Below are 15,194 nucleotides of genomic sequence, written 5' to 3'. Positions count from 1 at the left end.
CAGGGGTGTCGCGCCCCGCGGGCGACCATACGCCCCTGATCGATGATCGATCAACGCTGCCCGGGAGAATCGTCGCAGGTCGGCACGGGGTGCCGCATACCCGGGCACCGCGTGCCAGACGAAAAACGGGGCGGAAGCGCCGCCGTACGGCCGCCCCCGCCCCGCCGGACCCCGCCGCTCAGACCCGCGGCGCGCAGCTCAGCACATGGGCCTTGAGCAGCGGGCCGATCCGCGGATCACGGCGCCGGAACGCGTCCACGATCTCCTGGTGGTCCTGGGCGTGCGAACGCGGCTCGGGGCTGAACCAGCGGATCGACAGCGTCGTCCACACCTCCACCCCCAGCGACTCCCAGGTGTGCAGCAGCACGCCGTTCCCCGCCGCCCGCACGATCTCCCGGTGGAACGCCACCGTGTGCCGCACCTGCGCCTCGCCGTCGCCCGCCCGGTCCGCCTCCCGCAGCCGCTCCACCTCGCGCTCCAGCGCCTCGGTGCCCTCCGCCAGCTGACCGGCCGCCAACTCCGCCGCGACCTGCTCCAGACCGGCCCGTACGGGGTAGCTCTCCTTGAGGTCGGCGGGGGTCAGGTCCCGCACCCGGACGCCCTTGTTCGGCGCCGACTCGATCAGCCGCAGCGACTCCAGCTCCCGCAGCGCCTCCCGCACCGGCGTCTGGCTGACCTCCAGCTCGGCCGCGATCCGCCGCTCCACGATCCGTTCGCCGGGCTGCCACCTGCCGCGGACGATCCCCTCAAGGATGTGCTCGCGGATCTGCTCGCGCAGCGAATGGACGACGGGCGGGGTCATGACGGTGCTCCTCGCGGGTGGGGTGGTGACGGAGACGATACGGGGCGTGGTCATCGTCGGGCGGGGCCGCGGGACCTGGATCACACGTGGTGCTGCTCACGGCCGCCCGCTTCCGGTGCGGCGCCCACCTGGGAGAACGCGGCCGGGAACGCGAGCGGCCCCGCCCGGGAGAACCCGGACGGGGCCGTTGCACGCGCTGGTCGGCGCCTCGCTCAGAGACCGATCTCGGTCTCGAACTCGGCGGCTTCCAGGATCTGCTTGACCGTGGTCAGGTAACGGGCGGCATCCGCGCCGTCCACCAGACGGTGGTCGTAGGAGAGCGCCAGGTAGGTCATGTCCCGGACGGCGATGGTCTCGCCGAGGTCGGGGTGGTTGATGACCACGGGGCGCTTGACGGTGGCGCCGATACCGAGGATGCCGACCTGGTTCGGCGGCACGATCACGGTGTCGAAGAGCGCGCCACGGGAGCCGGTGTTCGAGATGGTGAACGTGGCTCCGGCGAGGTCGTCCGGGGTGATCTTGTTGGAGCGGACCTTGCCGGCGAGGTCGGCGGTCTTCTTGGCGATACCGGTGATGTTGAGGTCACCGGCGTCCTTGATGACCGGGGTCATCAGGCCCTTCTCCGCGTCCACCGCGATACCGACGTTCTCGGTGTCGAAGTAGGTGATCGTGCCCTCGTCCTCGTTGATCCGGGCGTTGACGACCGGGTGGGCCTTCAGCGCCTGGACAGCGGCCTTGACGAAGAACGGCATCGGGGAGAGCTTGACGCCCTCACGCTGCGCGAAGGCGTCCTTGGCCTTGTTGCGCATCCGCATGATCTTGGTGACGTCCACCTCGACCACGCTGGTGAGCTGCGCCTGGCTGTGCAGGGCCTTCATCATGTTGTCGCCGATGACCTTGCGCATCCGCGGCATCTTGACGGTCTGACCGCGCAGCGGCGACGCCTCGATGACGGGGGCGGCGGGCTTCGACGCGGCAGCGGCGGCCGGGGCGGCCGGAGCCGGGGCGGCGGCCTTGGCGGCCTCCGCGGCGGCGATGACGTCCTGCTTGCGGACGCGGCCACCGACGCCGGTGCCCTTGACCGTGGCGAGGTTGACGCCGTTCTCCGCGGCGAGCTTGCGCACCAGCGGGGTGACGTACGCGCCGTCGCCCTCACCGGCGGCCGGAGCCGGGGTGACGGGCGCCGCGGGGGCCGGAGCCGGAGCGGCGGGCGCGGCCGGAGCCGGAGCGGCGGCCGGAGCCGGAGCCGGGGCGGCGGGCGCGGGCGCCGGAGCCGCGGGGGCGGCCGGGGCCGGAGCGGCCGGAGCCGGGGCCGGGGCCGGAGCGGCCGGGGCGGCGGCGGGCGCCGCGGCGGCCGAGCCGATGACGGCGAGCTTGGCGCCGACCTCGGCGGTCTCGTCCTCGGCCACCAGGATCTCCAGCAGGGTGCCGGAGACCGGCGCCGGGATCTCGGTGTCGACCTTGTCGGTGGAGACCTCCAGCAGGGGCTCGTCCTCCGAGACCTCCTCGCCGACCTCCTTCAGCCAACGGGTGACGGTGCCCTCGGTGACCGACTCGCCCAGCGCGGGCAGCGTGACGTCGGTACCGGAGGCGCCACCGGCCGCCGGGGCGGCGGCGGGCGCCGGGGCCTCGGCCACCGGGGCGGCCGCGGGCTCGGGCTGTGCGGCGGGCGCCTCGGCGGCGGCCGGGGCCGGAGCCGCGGCGGGGGCACCGGAGCCGTCGTCGATGACGGCCAGCTCGGAGCCGACCTCGACGGTCTCGTCCTCGGCGACCTTGATGGACGCCAGGATGCCCGACGCGGGGGCGGGGATCTCGGTGTCGACCTTGTCGGTCGACACCTCCAGCAGGGGCTCGTCGGCCTCGACGCGCTCACCCTCGGCCTTGAGCCAGCGGGTGACGGTGCCCTCGGTGACGCTCTCGCCGAGCGCCGGAAGGGATACGGAAACCGCCATGGTTTCTGTTGCTCCTAACGGATGGTTTCCCTGCGCGCACGGTGTCGCGCGGGGAGGTGCGGATGTGGTCGCGCCCGGGACTGAGGGTCAGTCGTGGGAGTGGAGGGGCTTGCCGGCCAGCGCCAGGTGGGCCTCCCCGAGAGCTTCGTTCTGCGTGGGGTGCGCGTGAACGAGCTGCGCAACCTCGGCCGGCAGGGCTTCCCAGTTGTAGACCAGCTGGGCCTCACCGACCTGCTCGCCCATACGGTCACCGACCATGTGGACGCCGACCACGGCACCGTCCTTGACCTGGACGAGCTTGATCTCGCCCGTGGTCTTCAGGATCTTGCTCTTGCCGTTGCCCGCGAGGTTGTACTTCAGCGTGACGACCTTGTCGGCGCCGTACAGCTCCTTGGCCTTCGCCTCGGAGATGCCCACCGAGGCGACCTCGGGGTGGCAGTACGTCACGCGCGGCACGCCGTCGTAGTCGATCGGCACGGTCTTCAGACCCGCCAGCCGCTCCGCCACCAGCATGCCCTCGGCGAAGCCGACGTGCGCGAGCTGGAGGGTGGGGACGAGGTCGCCGACGGCCGAGATCGTCGGAACGTTGGTCTGCATGTACTCGTCGACCAGGACGTAGCCACGGTCCATGGCGACGCCCTGCTCCTCGTAGCCCAGGCCCGCCGAGACCGGCCCGCGGCCGATCGCGACCAGGAGGACCTCGGCCTCGAAGCTCTTGCCGTCGGCCAGGGTCACCTTGACGCCGTCGGCGGTGTACTCGGCCTTGTCGAAGAAGGTGCCGAGGTTGAACTTGATGCCGCGCTTGCGGAAGGCGCGCTCCAGCAGCTTGGAGCTGTTCTCGTCCTCGACCGGGACGAGGTGCTTGAGGCCCTCGACGATGGTGACGTCGGTGCCGAAGGACTTCCACGCCGAGGCGAACTCGACGCCGATGACGCCGCCGCCCAGGACGATCGCGGACTTCGGCACGCGGTTCAGCTTCAGCGCGTGGTCCGAGGAGATGATGCGGTCGCCGTCGATGGTCAGGCCCGGCAGCGACTTCGGCACGGAGCCGGTCGCCAGCAGGACATGGCGGCCGGTCACGCGCTGGCCGCCCACGTCGACGGAGGTCGGGGAGGAGAGCTTGCCCTCACCCTCGATGTAGGTCACCTTGCGGGAGGCGATCAGCCCCTGCAGGCCCTTGTAGAGGCCGGAGATGACGTCGTCCTTGTACTTGTGGACGGCGTCGATGTCGATGCCCTCGAAGGTGGCCTTGACACCGAACTGCTCGCTCTCACGAGCCTGGTCGGCGATCTCACCGGCGTGCAGCAGCGCCTTGGTGGGGATGCAGCCGTTGTGCAGGCAGGTACCGCCGACCTTGCCCTTCTCGATCAGGGCGACGTCCAGGCCCAGCTGCGCCCCGCGCAGGGCCGCGGCGTAACCGCCACTGCCGCCACCGAGGATCACTAGGTCGAAAACGGTGCTGGCGTCGTTCGCCACGTCACGTCCTCCATGCATGGGTACGCCGGAACCGGTCTCCGATGACCGGTCGGCGGCTGTGGTTCGGCCGCTCTTCACGTCGGCCCTGGGTAAGGGGGGCCCTGTCCTGCCGAGAACCCATCTTCGCACTTGTTCGGTGAAGCTGGGACGGCGGGCCGGGCCTGGCGGCGGCACATCCGCCGTCGCACACGGGTTACCCGGGCGTAGGCGGCGGCGTCGTGGCGCGAAGCACCACCTGGGGAGGGCGGCGGGACGGCCTGCGGATTTCGTCGAGGGCGAACGCCGTCCCCGAGGGGCGCCCGGAGTGCGGTCACCCGCGGCACACCGACGGCCCCGGACGGTGAGGCCCGGGGCCGTCGGCGCGCGGAGCGGGCGGACTCAGCCCAGGTCGCCCGAGGCGGTGCGCTCGGCCAGCCGCAGCAGGGTGCGGACCGAGGAGCCGGTGCCGCCCTTGTGCGTGTAGCCGTACGGCGCGCTCTCGTGGAACGCCGGGCCCGCGATGTCGAGGTGGGCCCAGGTGATGCCCTCGCCGACGAACTCCTTCAGGAACAGACCGGCGACCAGGCCGCCGCCCATCCGCTCGCCCATGTTGGCGATGTCCGCCACCGGGGAGTCCATGCCCTTGCGCAGCTCGGCGGGCATCGGCATCGGCCAGGACTGCTCGCCGACCTCCTCCGAGATCTCGTGGACCGTGGTGCGGAAGGCGTCGTCGTTGGCCATGATCCCGAAGGTGCGGTTGCCCAGCGCCAGCATCATCGCGCCGGTCAGCGTCGCGACGTCGACGATGGCGTCCGGCTCCTCCTCCGACGCGCGGGTCAGCGCGTCGGCGAGCACCAGGCGGCCCTCGGCGTCGGTGTTGAGCACCTCGACCGTCTTGCCGCTGTACATCGTCAGCACGTCACCGGGGCGGGTGGCGTTGCCCGACGGCATGTTCTCGGCGAGCGCCAGCCAGCCGGTGACGTTCACCGCCAGGCCCAGGCGCGCGGCGGCGACGACGGTGGCGAACACCGCGGCGGCACCGGCCATGTCGCACTTCATCGTCTCGTTGTGCCCGGCCGGCTTCAGCGAGATGCCGCCCGAGTCGTACGTGATGCCCTTGCCGACCAGCGCGAGCGTCTTCTCCGCCTTGGGGTGGGTGTGCGCGATGCGCACCAGACGCGGCGGGGCGTCCGAGCCCTGGCCGACGCCGAGCAGACCGCCGAAGCCGCCCTTCTTCAGCGCCTTCTCGTCCAGCACCTCGACCTTGAGGCCGAACTCCTTGGCCGCGGCCTGCGCCTCGGCGGCGAAGGTCTTCGGGTTCAGCGCGTTGGACGGGGTGTTGACCAGGTCGCGGGCGCGGTGGAGCTCCGCCGCCAGCACCTGGGCACGCTCGGTCGCCGCCTTGAACTCCTTGTCCCGCGGCTTGCCGCCGACCAGGGTGACCTCCGCGAGCGGGTCCGAGGAGCCGTTGCCGCCCTTCGCGCCCTTCTTGCCCTTGGCCGGGGCGGCGTCGCTGCGGAACGCGGTGAAGGCGTACGCGCCGAACAGCGCGCCCTCGGAGACCGCGGCGGCCGCCTCGGCGTCCTCCAGCGGCAGCGCGAAGGCCGCCTTCTTCGTGCCGTTCAGCGCGCGGGCGGCGCTGCCCGCGGCGCGGCGCAGCGTCTCGTTGTCGTACGTCTCGCCCTTGGCCGGAGCGGCGCCGAGGCCGACCGCCAGCACGACCGGCGCCTTGAGGCCGTCGGCGGCGGGCAGCTTGGTCACCTCGCCCTCGGCACCCGTCGCGCCGAGAGTCTCCAGGACGGCGGCGAGCTTGCCGCCGAACGCCTCGTCCACGGCTTCGGCGCCGGTGGCGGGCACAGGGCCCTTGGCGCCCTTGGCCACGCCCACGACGACGGCATCCGCGCGCGCCGTTGCGGCGGAAGAAGTACTGAGGGTCAGTGCAGTCACGGTGATGAAAGTCCTGTTCCGTCCGGGAATCCGTTCGCGCTCAGGGAGCGGCGTGCGGCCGAGCCTACGCTCGGGGCGCCCGCACGGAACGGGGAGCGACGGCGGAGGGCCGATCCCCACCGCCCGTACGGCAGATGCCCGTGCGACCCAACGACCCTGTTGTGGCAGGGGAGTTGAGGGATTTCCGGCCGGTACGGGGTGCCGGTGCAAAGCGGGCGAACGGCTTGTTCCGCACACGGAATGAGAGCGGCGCCACAGTGACGCCGCCCGGCGTGGCGGCACCAACGGCCCTGAACGGCGCCCCCGGAGGGCGTCCTCCCGGCCCTCGCGCGGCGGACCGCGGACGCCACGGACCGGCGGGCCGCCCCTCCGTGCGGCGGGTCAGCCCAGCGCCAGAACCACCAGCGCGGTGAGCGCCGCCGCCTCCGCGAGCGCCCCGAACACATCGCCCGTCACCCCGCCGAACCGCCGACGGCAGTGGCGCAGCAACCCCTCGGCGACGGCCACCGCCAGCGCCACCGCCACCGCGGTGTGCACCGCACCGGACGGCCCGCCGATCGCGCCCAGCCCGGCAGCCGCCGCGCAGACCAGCGCCGCGCACCCGGCCGCCGCACCGCGCGGCACCGCCCCGGCGACCGCGGCGCCCAGCCCCTCGGGCCGCGCGGCGGGCACCCCCCGGCGGCAGGCGAGGGTCAGCGCACAGCGCGCCACGGTCGCCGAGACCACGGCGGCCACCGCGCCGCGGACCCAGCCGTCGGCGTACAGCCCGGACAGCGCCGCCACCTGCGCCACCAGCGCGAACAGCAGGGTGATCACACCGAACGGGCCGATGTCGGACTGCTTCATGATGCGCAGCGCGTCCTCGGGCGGCCGGGCGCTGCCCAGACCGTCGGCGGTGTCCGCGAGGCCGTCCAGATGGAGACCGCGGGTGAGCGCGGCGGGCACCGCGGCGGAGCCGGTCGCGGCGAGCAACGGGGAGCCGCCCAGCGCGAGCAGCGCCGTACCGACCGCCGCCGCCACCGCCCCGACGACCAGCCCGGCCAGCGGGGCGCAGAGCATCCCGCCGCGCGCCGCCGCCCGGTCCCAGCGGCGCACCCGCACCGGCAACACGGTCAGCGTCCCGAAGGCGAACCGCAGCGCGTCCCCGGCACCGGCCCGGCCGCCCGGCGGCGTCGGTGCGGGGGAGGGGGCGGCGGAATCGGGCGCATCGGTCATCGCGGCAGGCTAACCCGGCGGCCGGGGCGCCCGGCGCGCCGCCCTCACCGCAACCGCTCCGCCGCACCGGCACCGGGCGCCCCGGCCGTCCGGCGCCGCCGCGCCGCCACCTCCCAGCCCAGACAGACCAGCAGCGTCGCCGCGACGGCCGCGATGTGCTCCTTGCCCGCCAGGTTGTTCTTGACGAACACCACCTCGCCGACCATCGCCGCCACCACCAGCGCACATGTCACCCGCGCCCGCAGCCGCCAGCACACGAACACCGCCAGGCCCACCACCGCGGCCGACGGCCCGGTGTCCACCACCCAGGCGTCCCCGGGCGGCAGCCCCACCGGCGTGCCCGGACCGAGCCGGATGCCCAGCCGCGCGTAGAGCGTCCCGGCGAGCGTCGCGGTGTACGCCATCGCCAGCGTCCGCCACCGGCCCAGCGTCACCTCCGCGATCCCGAACACCACCAGGACCTGCGCCAACGCGCCCCACACCGGCAGGTCGAGCGCCGGGACGAAGAGCGACAGCGGGGTACGCAGCAGCGCCAGCCAGAGCGGCGCCCCGGCCGTCGGCGCCCCGGCCGCCTGCACCGGGCCCTGCCCCCACGGCTGGTTCTGCACGATCTGGAGCACCAGCGTCAGCGTCACCGACGCCAGCGTCAGCGGGATCGCCCGCAGCCCGCGCGCCGCCAACGGCCCCCGCACGGCCCGCCACAGCGGACCCCACTCGGCCGCCACGGCACGGCGCACCACACCGGCCCGGACCGGCTCGCTCATCGGTTGCTCCCCTGCTGCTCACGGCGCGGCGCGCCCGTACCGCCTCTCCCGTCCGGAGGCCACCGTGCGGCCGCACCGCCCCGAGCATGGCCCGGCCGACCGGCGACCGCCGGGATTTCACCGGGGCGCGGACGGGCGAATCGACGCGGTGACGGCCCTCGCGGGAGAGGTCCGGGCGCCCGCGGTCAGTCGCGGACCGGGAGCTGCGCCGCCAGGTCGGCGGCCGCCCGGACCAGCGGCAACGCCAACAGGGCGCCCGTTCCCTCGCCGGCTGTGACGCCGTGGTCGAGCAGCGGGTTGAGCGCGATCCGGTCCAGCGCCTTCGCCTGCGCCGGTTCGCCGCTGAGCTGCCCGGCCAGCCACCAGTCGGGCGCGCGGAACGCCACCCGCTGCGCCACCAGCGCACACGCCGCCGACACCACACCGTCGAGAATCACCGGCGTCCGGCGCACCGCGCTCTGCAGCAGGAACCCGGTGATCGCCGCCAGATCGGCGCCCCCGGACGTGGCCAGCAGCGCCAGCTGGTCGCCGAGGACCGGACGGGCCCGGCGCAGCGCGTCGCGGATCGCCGCGCACTTGCGCATCCACGCCAGATCGTCGATCCCGGCGCCACCACGCCCGGTCACCACCGACGCGTCGGTCCCGCAGAGCGCGGCGATCAACGTCGACGCCGCGGTCGTCCCACCGACGCTCAGATCGCCCAGCACCACCAGGTCCGTCCCGGCGTCGGCCTCCTCGTCGGCGACCGCCATCCCGGTGCGGAACGCCGCCTCGGCCTCCTCGGCGGTCAGCGCGTCCTCGATGTCGATCCGCCCCGAACCGCGCCGCACCCGGTGCCGGGTGACCTCGGCGGGCAGCTCCTCGGGGTCGCAGTCCACCGCCATGTCGACCACCCGCAGCCCGGCCCCGGCGCCGCGGGCCAGCACCGCCGCCGGGCTGCTGCCGTCCAGCGCGGCCCGTACGAGGTCCTTCGTGCCCTTGGCCGGACGTCCGGAGACGTCCAGATCGGCCACCCCGTGGTCACCGGCGAAGAGCAGCACCCGGGCGCGCTCCAACGGCCGCACCGGCACCTGCCGCTGGGCGGCGGCCAGCCACTCGCCCAGCTCGTCCAGGCGGCCCAGCGCACCGGGCGGCAGGGCCAGCCGCGCCCGCCGCTCCTCGGCGTCACGGCGCGCGCCGCCGTCGGGGCGCTCGATCAGGTGGGCGAAGTCATCGAGATTCAGGGCGCTCATTGGGCGCAGATTACCGGCAACCGCGCCCCGCCGACGCGCCCGGAGCGCACCCCGTACCACCGGCGGCACACCACCCGCCGCCACCACCCCCACCGCAGGCCGGAGCGGTGCCACGGCCACGGCCCGACCGCGTACGCGGACCCCGGACGGCCCGCCCCGCCCCGGAGGCGCGCCCCCGCCCTACCGCGCGAACCGCACCTCGCACACCACCGGCGCCCACGAACGCAGCACCGGGAACCGCTGCCCGTACCCGCCCGCGGCCCCCGGCAGCGCCAACCGGCCGACCGGCAGCGGCAGTTCACGTACCGAGGCGATGGCCGGATGGACCGCGGCGAGCGCCGCCAGCTGGCCGCGCTCCAGGCACCAGCGCACCGGGCCCGGCAGCGGCCCGGCGGCCGGTGCCGGACAGCGGCGGGCCACCGCCGCCGCCCGCCGCGGCAGCGCGTCGAAGACCAGCGCCCCGCCGGGCAGCCGCTCCGCGCACGCCGCCAGCAGCGCCCGCACCTCCCCGGGCGGCTGCCGCATCAGCAGCCCCGGCGCCGTCACGATCACCCCGCGGGACGGCTCCCCGACCGCGTCCAGCCAGCCGGTGCCGTCCGCCGGACGCACCAGCGTGCGGCGCCGCGCCCCGTCCGGCAGCAGCATCCGCCGCACCGCCGCGGTCTCCGGCGACAGCACCGACAGCCAGTGCAACCGCCCGTTGTCCAACCGCCAGTAGCCGGTGCCCAGCCCCTCGCCGAGCGCCACCACCGTCGCCTCCGGGTGCCGCGCCACATATGCCCGCACCGCCGCGTCCACGCACCGCCCGCGCCGCCCCGCCGCCCGCACCCCGGGCGGATCGACCGCCCCGGGATCCCGCGGCGCCTGCCGCACCTCAGCCCCCGCGGTACGCGCGTGGGCCCGCGGCGTGCCCCGGTGGCAGGCCCCGACGGGGGCGGCGGGACCCGGCCCGGTCCGTCCGGTCGGCTCCGTCAGCTCGGAATCGGTCACCGTTCAAGAGCACCCGCCGCCGGGCCGCCGGGCAAGCGGACACGTGCCCCACCGGCCCCGTGTCATCCACGCAGCGCAAGCGGCTGCCCGGCGACGACCAGCAGCACCTGCTCGCACTCGGCGCCGAACGCCGCGTTCAGCCGCCCCAGTTCGTCCCGGAACCGCCGCCCGGCCGGGGTCGCCGGCACCACCCCGGACCCGACCTCGTTGCTCACCGCCACCACCTGCCTGCGCGTCGCCCGGACGGCCGCCACCAGCGCGTCCGTCCGCTCCCGCAGCGCCCGCCGCCCCCCGGCCTCCCACGCCGCGTCGTCCCACGCCCCGACCTCGTCCATGACCTGCGTCAGCCACAGCGACAGACAGTCGATCAGCAGCGGCGACGCGTCGAAGACCCGGTCGGCCGCGTCGTCGCCGCCCGGCCCGGCCCGCCGCCCGGCCCCCGGCTCCCGCGCCGGACCGAGCAGCGGCCCGCCCCCGGCGTCCCGCTCCTCACCCGTCAGCAGCGGCACCAGGTCACAGGTCTCGGCGGTACGCCAGCCCGGGGGCCGCCGCTCGCGGTGGAGCGCCACCCGGTGCGCCCACTCCGTGTCGCCCTCCCGGGTGCCGCCGGTCGCGACGTAGAGCACGTCCGGGAAGGCCGCCAGCCGCCGCTCCGCCTCCGCCGACTTGCCGCTGCGCGCCCCGCCCAGCACCAGCGTCCGCCGCGGCAGCTCCGGCGGCGCCCCGACCGGGAACTCCCCGGCCACCAGCGTCGTCCCGTCCGGCACCGCCCGCGCCCCCGCCGCCGCCAGCCTGCGGTGCAGCTCGGGGCCGGGCGGCACCGCGTGGTCGAGATGGACGGCGATCACATCGGTCGCCGCGTCCACCGCACCGCTCGCCCGCAGCCGCGCCAGCGCGTCCGGCCGCCCGACGACGTCCAGCAGCACCAGGTCGTACGGACCGGTGCCGCCCATCGCCTCGTAGCCGCCGCCCGCCGCCGCGCCGTTGACCGGCCCCGCGGGCGCGGCGCCCGGCGGCAGGTACAGCAGCCGCTCACCGCCCCCGCCGCCGATCTCGTAGCCGGTACCGGGGATGTCCACCGCGATGGCCCGCACCCGGTGCCCGTCCAGCAGCGCCAGCTCCCGCCCGTCCGCGACCCGGCCCGGCTGCGGCAGCCCCGCCGGGACCTCCAGCGCCGGACCGTCGTGCGGATGCGACAGCAGCACCTGCCGCACCCCCGCCAGCGACTGCCCCGCGCGGGCGGCGGCGAACGCCGGGCCGGGGGTGAGATCGATGAGCAGCGCGCCGTCGATGAGCAGCGCGGTCGCCGCCCGCGCCTCGTCGCCGACGGCGGTGGCGCAGGCCGCGCACGGGCAGCCGGGGCGCGGCAGCCCCTGAGGGGCTCCGGTGCCGAGCAGTGTCAGTTCCACCCGGCGATTTTCCCCCGGGCCCGGCCCCACAGCGCGCCGGGGACCTCTCGACACGGCCGATAGGCTCTGACCGGCACCACGCACGACCAGCAGGACAACACGCTCAGCAGCACATCACGGCACGGCGGACGGGGCCCCGGCACCTCCCGCCGCACCCAGGCACCCAGGAGGCGGACATGGCGTGGACGTGGCGGTTCGAGACGGCGGACGGTACGGAGACGGCGCCGTCGGTGCAGCCGGAGGAATTCACGACCCAGGGGGACGCCGAATCCTGGATCGGCGAGGAGTGGCGGGCGCTGCGCGACGGCGGCGTCGACCAGGTCCGCCTCTTCGAGGACGGCACCGAGATCTACGCGGGCCCGATGAGCCTCCACGCCGACGACGACTGAGTGCCGCCCCGCACCCGACGAGGCCCGCGGCCCCCTCCACCGGGGGCCGCGGGCCTCGTGACGTACTTACCGGGGGCGTCAGCCGCCCCGCACGCCGCACAGATGCAGCAGCCCGGCGACCGTACGGTACGGATCGGTCCGCCCGGCCCGCTCCTCGGCGCTCAGCAGCAGCTCCCGCCGCCGCGCACCGTCCGCCCCGCCCTGGGCGGGCACCTGCGGCGCCGCGTCGGCCGAGGCGTCCGTGAAGACGCCGACGCCGTACCACTCCTGGAGCGGCGCACCGATCCCGGCCAGCGACGCGGTCAGCGCGTCCAGACCGGACCGACCCGCGCCCCGCTCACCGTCCGGCGCCTCGAACGCGGCGAGCACGCCGTGCCAGTCCCCGGCGAGCCCGGGCCGCATCGCGGCGGCGCCGGTGTTGCGGACGACGAGGGAGAGCAGACCACCGGGGGCCAGCACCCGCGCGAGGCCCGCCAGATGCGCGTCCGGGTCCCGGGCGCCGCTGAGCAGCCCGTGACAGAGCACCACGTCGAACGAGCCCGGCAGGAAGTGCGCACCGGTGTCCCGGCCGTCGCCCTCGACCAGCCGCACCCGCTCCCGGATGCCGTCCGGCTCGGCCGCCAGCGCCGCGCGGACGCCCTCCAGGGCGCCCGGGTCCTGCTCCAGTGCGGTGACATGGTGCCCGGCGCGCGCCAGCCGCAGCGCCTGCACACCGTCACCCGTCCCGGCGTCGAGCACCCGCAGCCGCTGCCCGACGGGGAACCGCCCGGCGATCTGCTCCTCGATCTGCCGCCCCAGCAGCTCCTGCCGCACCGACGGCCGCACCACGGGCGCGGCGGCCACGGCCGCGGGGGCCGGGGCGACGGGCTCCGCGGGGCCGACCGGCTGGGCGGGCACGGACACCGCGGGTGCCTCGGGAACGGGCACCACGGCGGCCGTCCCCGGAACGGGCGCCGTGGCGGCGTCGCTCGCGGTCAGGGCCGCTCTCCGCGCTTGACCTGCGGCTTCGGCAGCCGCAGTCGGCGCATCTGGAGCGTGCGCATCACCGCGTACGCCTTGACGCCCCGGTGGCTCTCGTTCGGGAAGCGCTCCTTGAGCTGCTTGCCCATACGGAACCAGATGCCGACGGAGTCCAGCACGATCAGCACGATGATCACGAGCCAGAGCAGCAGCGCGACGTTCTGGATCTGCGGCACCCGGATCATGGTGAGCACCAGGATGATCACGGCCATCGGCAGGAAGAACTCGGCGACACACCAGCGCGAGTCGACGTAGTCACGGGCGAAACGGCGCACCGGACCCTTGTCCCGCACGGGCAGATAGCGCTCATCGCCGTTGGCCATGGCCTCGCGCTGCTTGGCCATGTCGGCGCGGCGCGCCTCGCGCTGCGCCTTCGACGCCTCCTTGCGGTTGGTCGGCGTCTGGGCGCGCGTGCGGCGGTTGGCCTGCGCGTCGCTGCGCTTCGGCGTCGGGCGGCCCTTGGGGGCCTGCGGGTCGCGGGGCTGCTGGGGCTGGTCCGCGGTCACCTTGGCGGTCGCGGCCTGCTCATCCTTCGAACGGCTTCGGAACACAACACCCAAGGGTACGGGGTCGGCGGCGGTGAGCGGCGGCGCGAGGGGGCACGATCCGGCAACGGTACGGACCGGCCGTACCTGCCGTAACGGGACCAACCGGACACGGTGACGACGCCCCGTGACGCCACCTCCACCCTGCGCCGGAGAAATCCTCGTCCTGGAGGAGGAGCACATCCGGCCCCGAACAGTGCGGTAATGGAACCAGGGCCCGTACTGTGGGGTCTGTAGGTGTGCTGGAGTCCAAGCCCGAGGTAATTCGGTCAGAAGGGGGCGCGCGAGGCCCATGAGCGGTGTCATGAAGCGGATGGGGATGATCTTCCGCGCGAAGGCCAACAAGGCCCTGGACCGGGCCGAGGACCCGCGCGAGACCCTCGACTACTCGTACCAGAAGCAGCTGGAGCTGCTCCAGAAGGTGCGTCGCGGGGTCGCCGACGTGGCGACCTCCCGCAAGCGGCTGGAGCTGCAGCTCAACCAGCTCCAGGGCCAGTCCGCCAAGCTGGAGGACCAGGGCCGCAAGGCGCTGGCGCTGGGCCGTGAGGACCTGGCCCGTGAGGCGCTCTCGCGCCGCAGCGCGCTGCAGCAGCAGGTCACCGACCTGCAGTCGCAGCACCAGAACCTCCAGGGTGAGGAGGAGAAGCTGACCCTCGCCGCCCAGCGGCTGCAGGCCAAGGTCGACGCCTTCCGCACCAAGAAGGAGACGATCAAGGCGACGTACACCGCCGCCCAGGCGCAGACCCAGATCGGGGAGGCGTTCTCCGGCATCTCCGAGGAGATGGGCGACGTCGGTCTCGCCATCGAGCGGGCCGAGGACAAGACCGCGCAGATGCAGGCGCGTGCCGGTGCCATCGACGAGCTGCTCGCCTCCGGCGCCCTCGACGACCCGACCGGTATGGCCAAGGACGACATCACGGCCGAGCTGGACCGCCTCTCCGGCGGCAGCGACGTCGAGCTGGAGCTGCAGCGGATGAAGGCCGAACTGGCCGGTGGTTCCTCCGCCGGGCAGCAGGCCATCGAGGGCGGTCAGGGCGGTCAGGCACAGCCCTCCGCCCCCCAGGACCAGCCGCGTTTCGACAAGCAGTGACCCACGCCGGCGGATAGCCTCACAGGGATCGCCGACCGCACACGAGGGAGACCGTCGTGATCGTACGGATCATGGGGGAGGGCCAGGTGAAGCTGGACGACGTCCACTTCACCGAGCTCAACGCGTTGGACGACGAACTGCTCGCCGAGATGGAGAGCGGTGACGAGCAGGGCTTCCGCAGAACGCTGGGCGCCCTGCTCGACGCGGTGCGCCGACTCGGCGAGCCGCTGCCCGACGACGCCCTCGAACCGTCCGAGCTGATCCTGCCCGGGCAGGACGCCACGCTCGACGAGGTCCGCGAGATGCTCAGCGACGACGGGCTCATCCCCGGCTGACACCGGTCGGCGCCCGCCCCCGGGCGTCCCCTCCAGCGCAGACGGACAG

14 protein-coding genes are annotated in these 15,194 nt (G+C 74.8%); 3 read left to right on the top strand and 11 right to left on the bottom strand.

Going from position 1 to position 15,194, the window contains the following annotated elements; genetic code table 11:
- Positions 1-178: 178 nt before the first annotated feature.
- From IF23_RS0109575 to IF23_RS0109535, 9 genes are all read right to left on the bottom strand, one after another.
- Positions 179-802 carry a GntR family transcriptional regulator gene (locus IF23_RS0109575; protein ID WP_030281891.1) on the bottom strand — a complete coding sequence of 208 codons (624 nt, stop codon included), beginning with the start codon at positions 800-802 and terminating at the stop codon, positions 179-181.
- 212 nt (positions 803-1,014) lie between these two features.
- Positions 1,015-2,754: a 2-oxoglutarate dehydrogenase, E2 component, dihydrolipoamide succinyltransferase gene (sucB, locus tag IF23_RS0109570; RefSeq protein WP_030281890.1), complete on the bottom strand. Its 1,740-nt coding sequence runs from the start codon at positions 2,752-2,754 to the stop codon at positions 1,015-1,017.
- A gap of 87 nt (positions 2,755-2,841) precedes the next feature.
- The gene (gene lpdA, locus IF23_RS0109565; RefSeq protein WP_030281888.1) at positions 2,842-4,230 is read right to left on the bottom strand and encodes a dihydrolipoyl dehydrogenase; all 1,389 of its coding nucleotides are present in this window, start codon (positions 4,228-4,230) and stop codon (positions 2,842-2,844) included.
- Between the two features lie 378 nt (positions 4,231-4,608).
- Positions 4,609-6,156, bottom strand: coding sequence for a leucyl aminopeptidase (locus IF23_RS0109560; protein ID WP_030281886.1), 1,548 nt, complete (start codon positions 6,154-6,156; stop codon positions 4,609-4,611).
- Between the two features lie 381 nt (positions 6,157-6,537).
- Positions 6,538-7,371: an adenosylcobinamide-GDP ribazoletransferase gene (locus tag IF23_RS0109555; RefSeq protein WP_030281884.1), complete on the bottom strand. Its 834-nt coding sequence runs from the start codon at positions 7,369-7,371 to the stop codon at positions 6,538-6,540.
- A gap of 44 nt (positions 7,372-7,415) precedes the next feature.
- Complete coding sequence (locus IF23_RS34600; protein WP_030281882.1) at positions 7,416-8,135, bottom strand: hypothetical protein; 720 nt, start codon at positions 8,133-8,135, stop codon at positions 7,416-7,418.
- Positions 8,136-8,320: 185 nt separating this feature from the next.
- Complete coding sequence (gene cobT, locus IF23_RS0109545) at positions 8,321-9,367, bottom strand: nicotinate-nucleotide--dimethylbenzimidazole phosphoribosyltransferase (protein WP_030281880.1); 1,047 nt, start codon at positions 9,365-9,367, stop codon at positions 8,321-8,323.
- A gap of 180 nt (positions 9,368-9,547) precedes the next feature.
- Positions 9,548-10,153 carry a class I SAM-dependent methyltransferase gene (locus IF23_RS0109540; protein WP_157847988.1) on the bottom strand — a complete coding sequence of 202 codons (606 nt, stop codon included), beginning with the start codon at positions 10,151-10,153 and terminating at the stop codon, positions 9,548-9,550.
- 266 nt (positions 10,154-10,419) lie between these two features.
- The gene (locus tag IF23_RS0109535; protein ID WP_030281876.1) at positions 10,420-11,766 is read right to left on the bottom strand and encodes a bifunctional adenosylcobinamide kinase/adenosylcobinamide-phosphate guanylyltransferase; all 1,347 of its coding nucleotides are present in this window, start codon (positions 11,764-11,766) and stop codon (positions 10,420-10,422) included.
- A 176-nt stretch (positions 11,767-11,942) separates the two neighbouring features.
- On the opposite strand from IF23_RS0109535, the gene IF23_RS0109530 reads away from it, so the two are divergent.
- The gene (locus IF23_RS0109530; RefSeq protein ID WP_030281874.1) at positions 11,943-12,155 is read left to right on the top strand and encodes a hypothetical protein; all 213 of its coding nucleotides are present in this window, start codon (positions 11,943-11,945) and stop codon (positions 12,153-12,155) included.
- A gap of 78 nt (positions 12,156-12,233) precedes the next feature.
- On the opposite strand, the gene IF23_RS0109525 is transcribed toward IF23_RS0109530, so the two are convergent.
- Positions 12,234-12,953 carry a class I SAM-dependent methyltransferase gene (locus IF23_RS0109525; RefSeq protein ID WP_030281872.1) on the bottom strand — a complete coding sequence of 240 codons (720 nt, stop codon included), beginning with the start codon at positions 12,951-12,953 and terminating at the stop codon, positions 12,234-12,236.
- A gap of 176 nt (positions 12,954-13,129) precedes the next feature.
- Positions 13,130-13,726, bottom strand: coding sequence for a DUF3043 domain-containing protein (locus IF23_RS0109520; RefSeq protein WP_078653882.1), 597 nt, complete (start codon positions 13,724-13,726; stop codon positions 13,130-13,132).
- A gap of 286 nt (positions 13,727-14,012) precedes the next feature.
- On the opposite strand from IF23_RS0109520, the gene IF23_RS0109515 reads away from it, so the two are divergent.
- Positions 14,013-14,810 (top strand): PspA/IM30 family protein, encoded by a 798-nt coding sequence (locus IF23_RS0109515; RefSeq protein ID WP_030281868.1) that lies wholly within the window; start codon positions 14,013-14,015, stop codon positions 14,808-14,810.
- Positions 14,811-14,866: 56 nt separating this feature from the next.
- A complete protein-coding gene (pspAA, locus tag IF23_RS0109510; RefSeq protein ID WP_030281866.1) occupies positions 14,867-15,145 on the top strand; it encodes a PspA-associated protein PspAA in 279 nt (92 codons plus the stop codon).
- Positions 15,146-15,194 lie beyond the last annotated feature (49 nt).

The sequence above is a fragment of the Streptomyces catenulae genome, from assembly GCF_000718015.1.
Taxonomy (GTDB): Bacteria; Actinomycetota; Actinomycetes; order Streptomycetales; family Streptomycetaceae; genus Streptomyces; species Streptomyces catenulae.
Note: the sequence above shows the minus strand (reverse complement) of the source record. Positions and strands in the feature narration are given on the sequence as shown.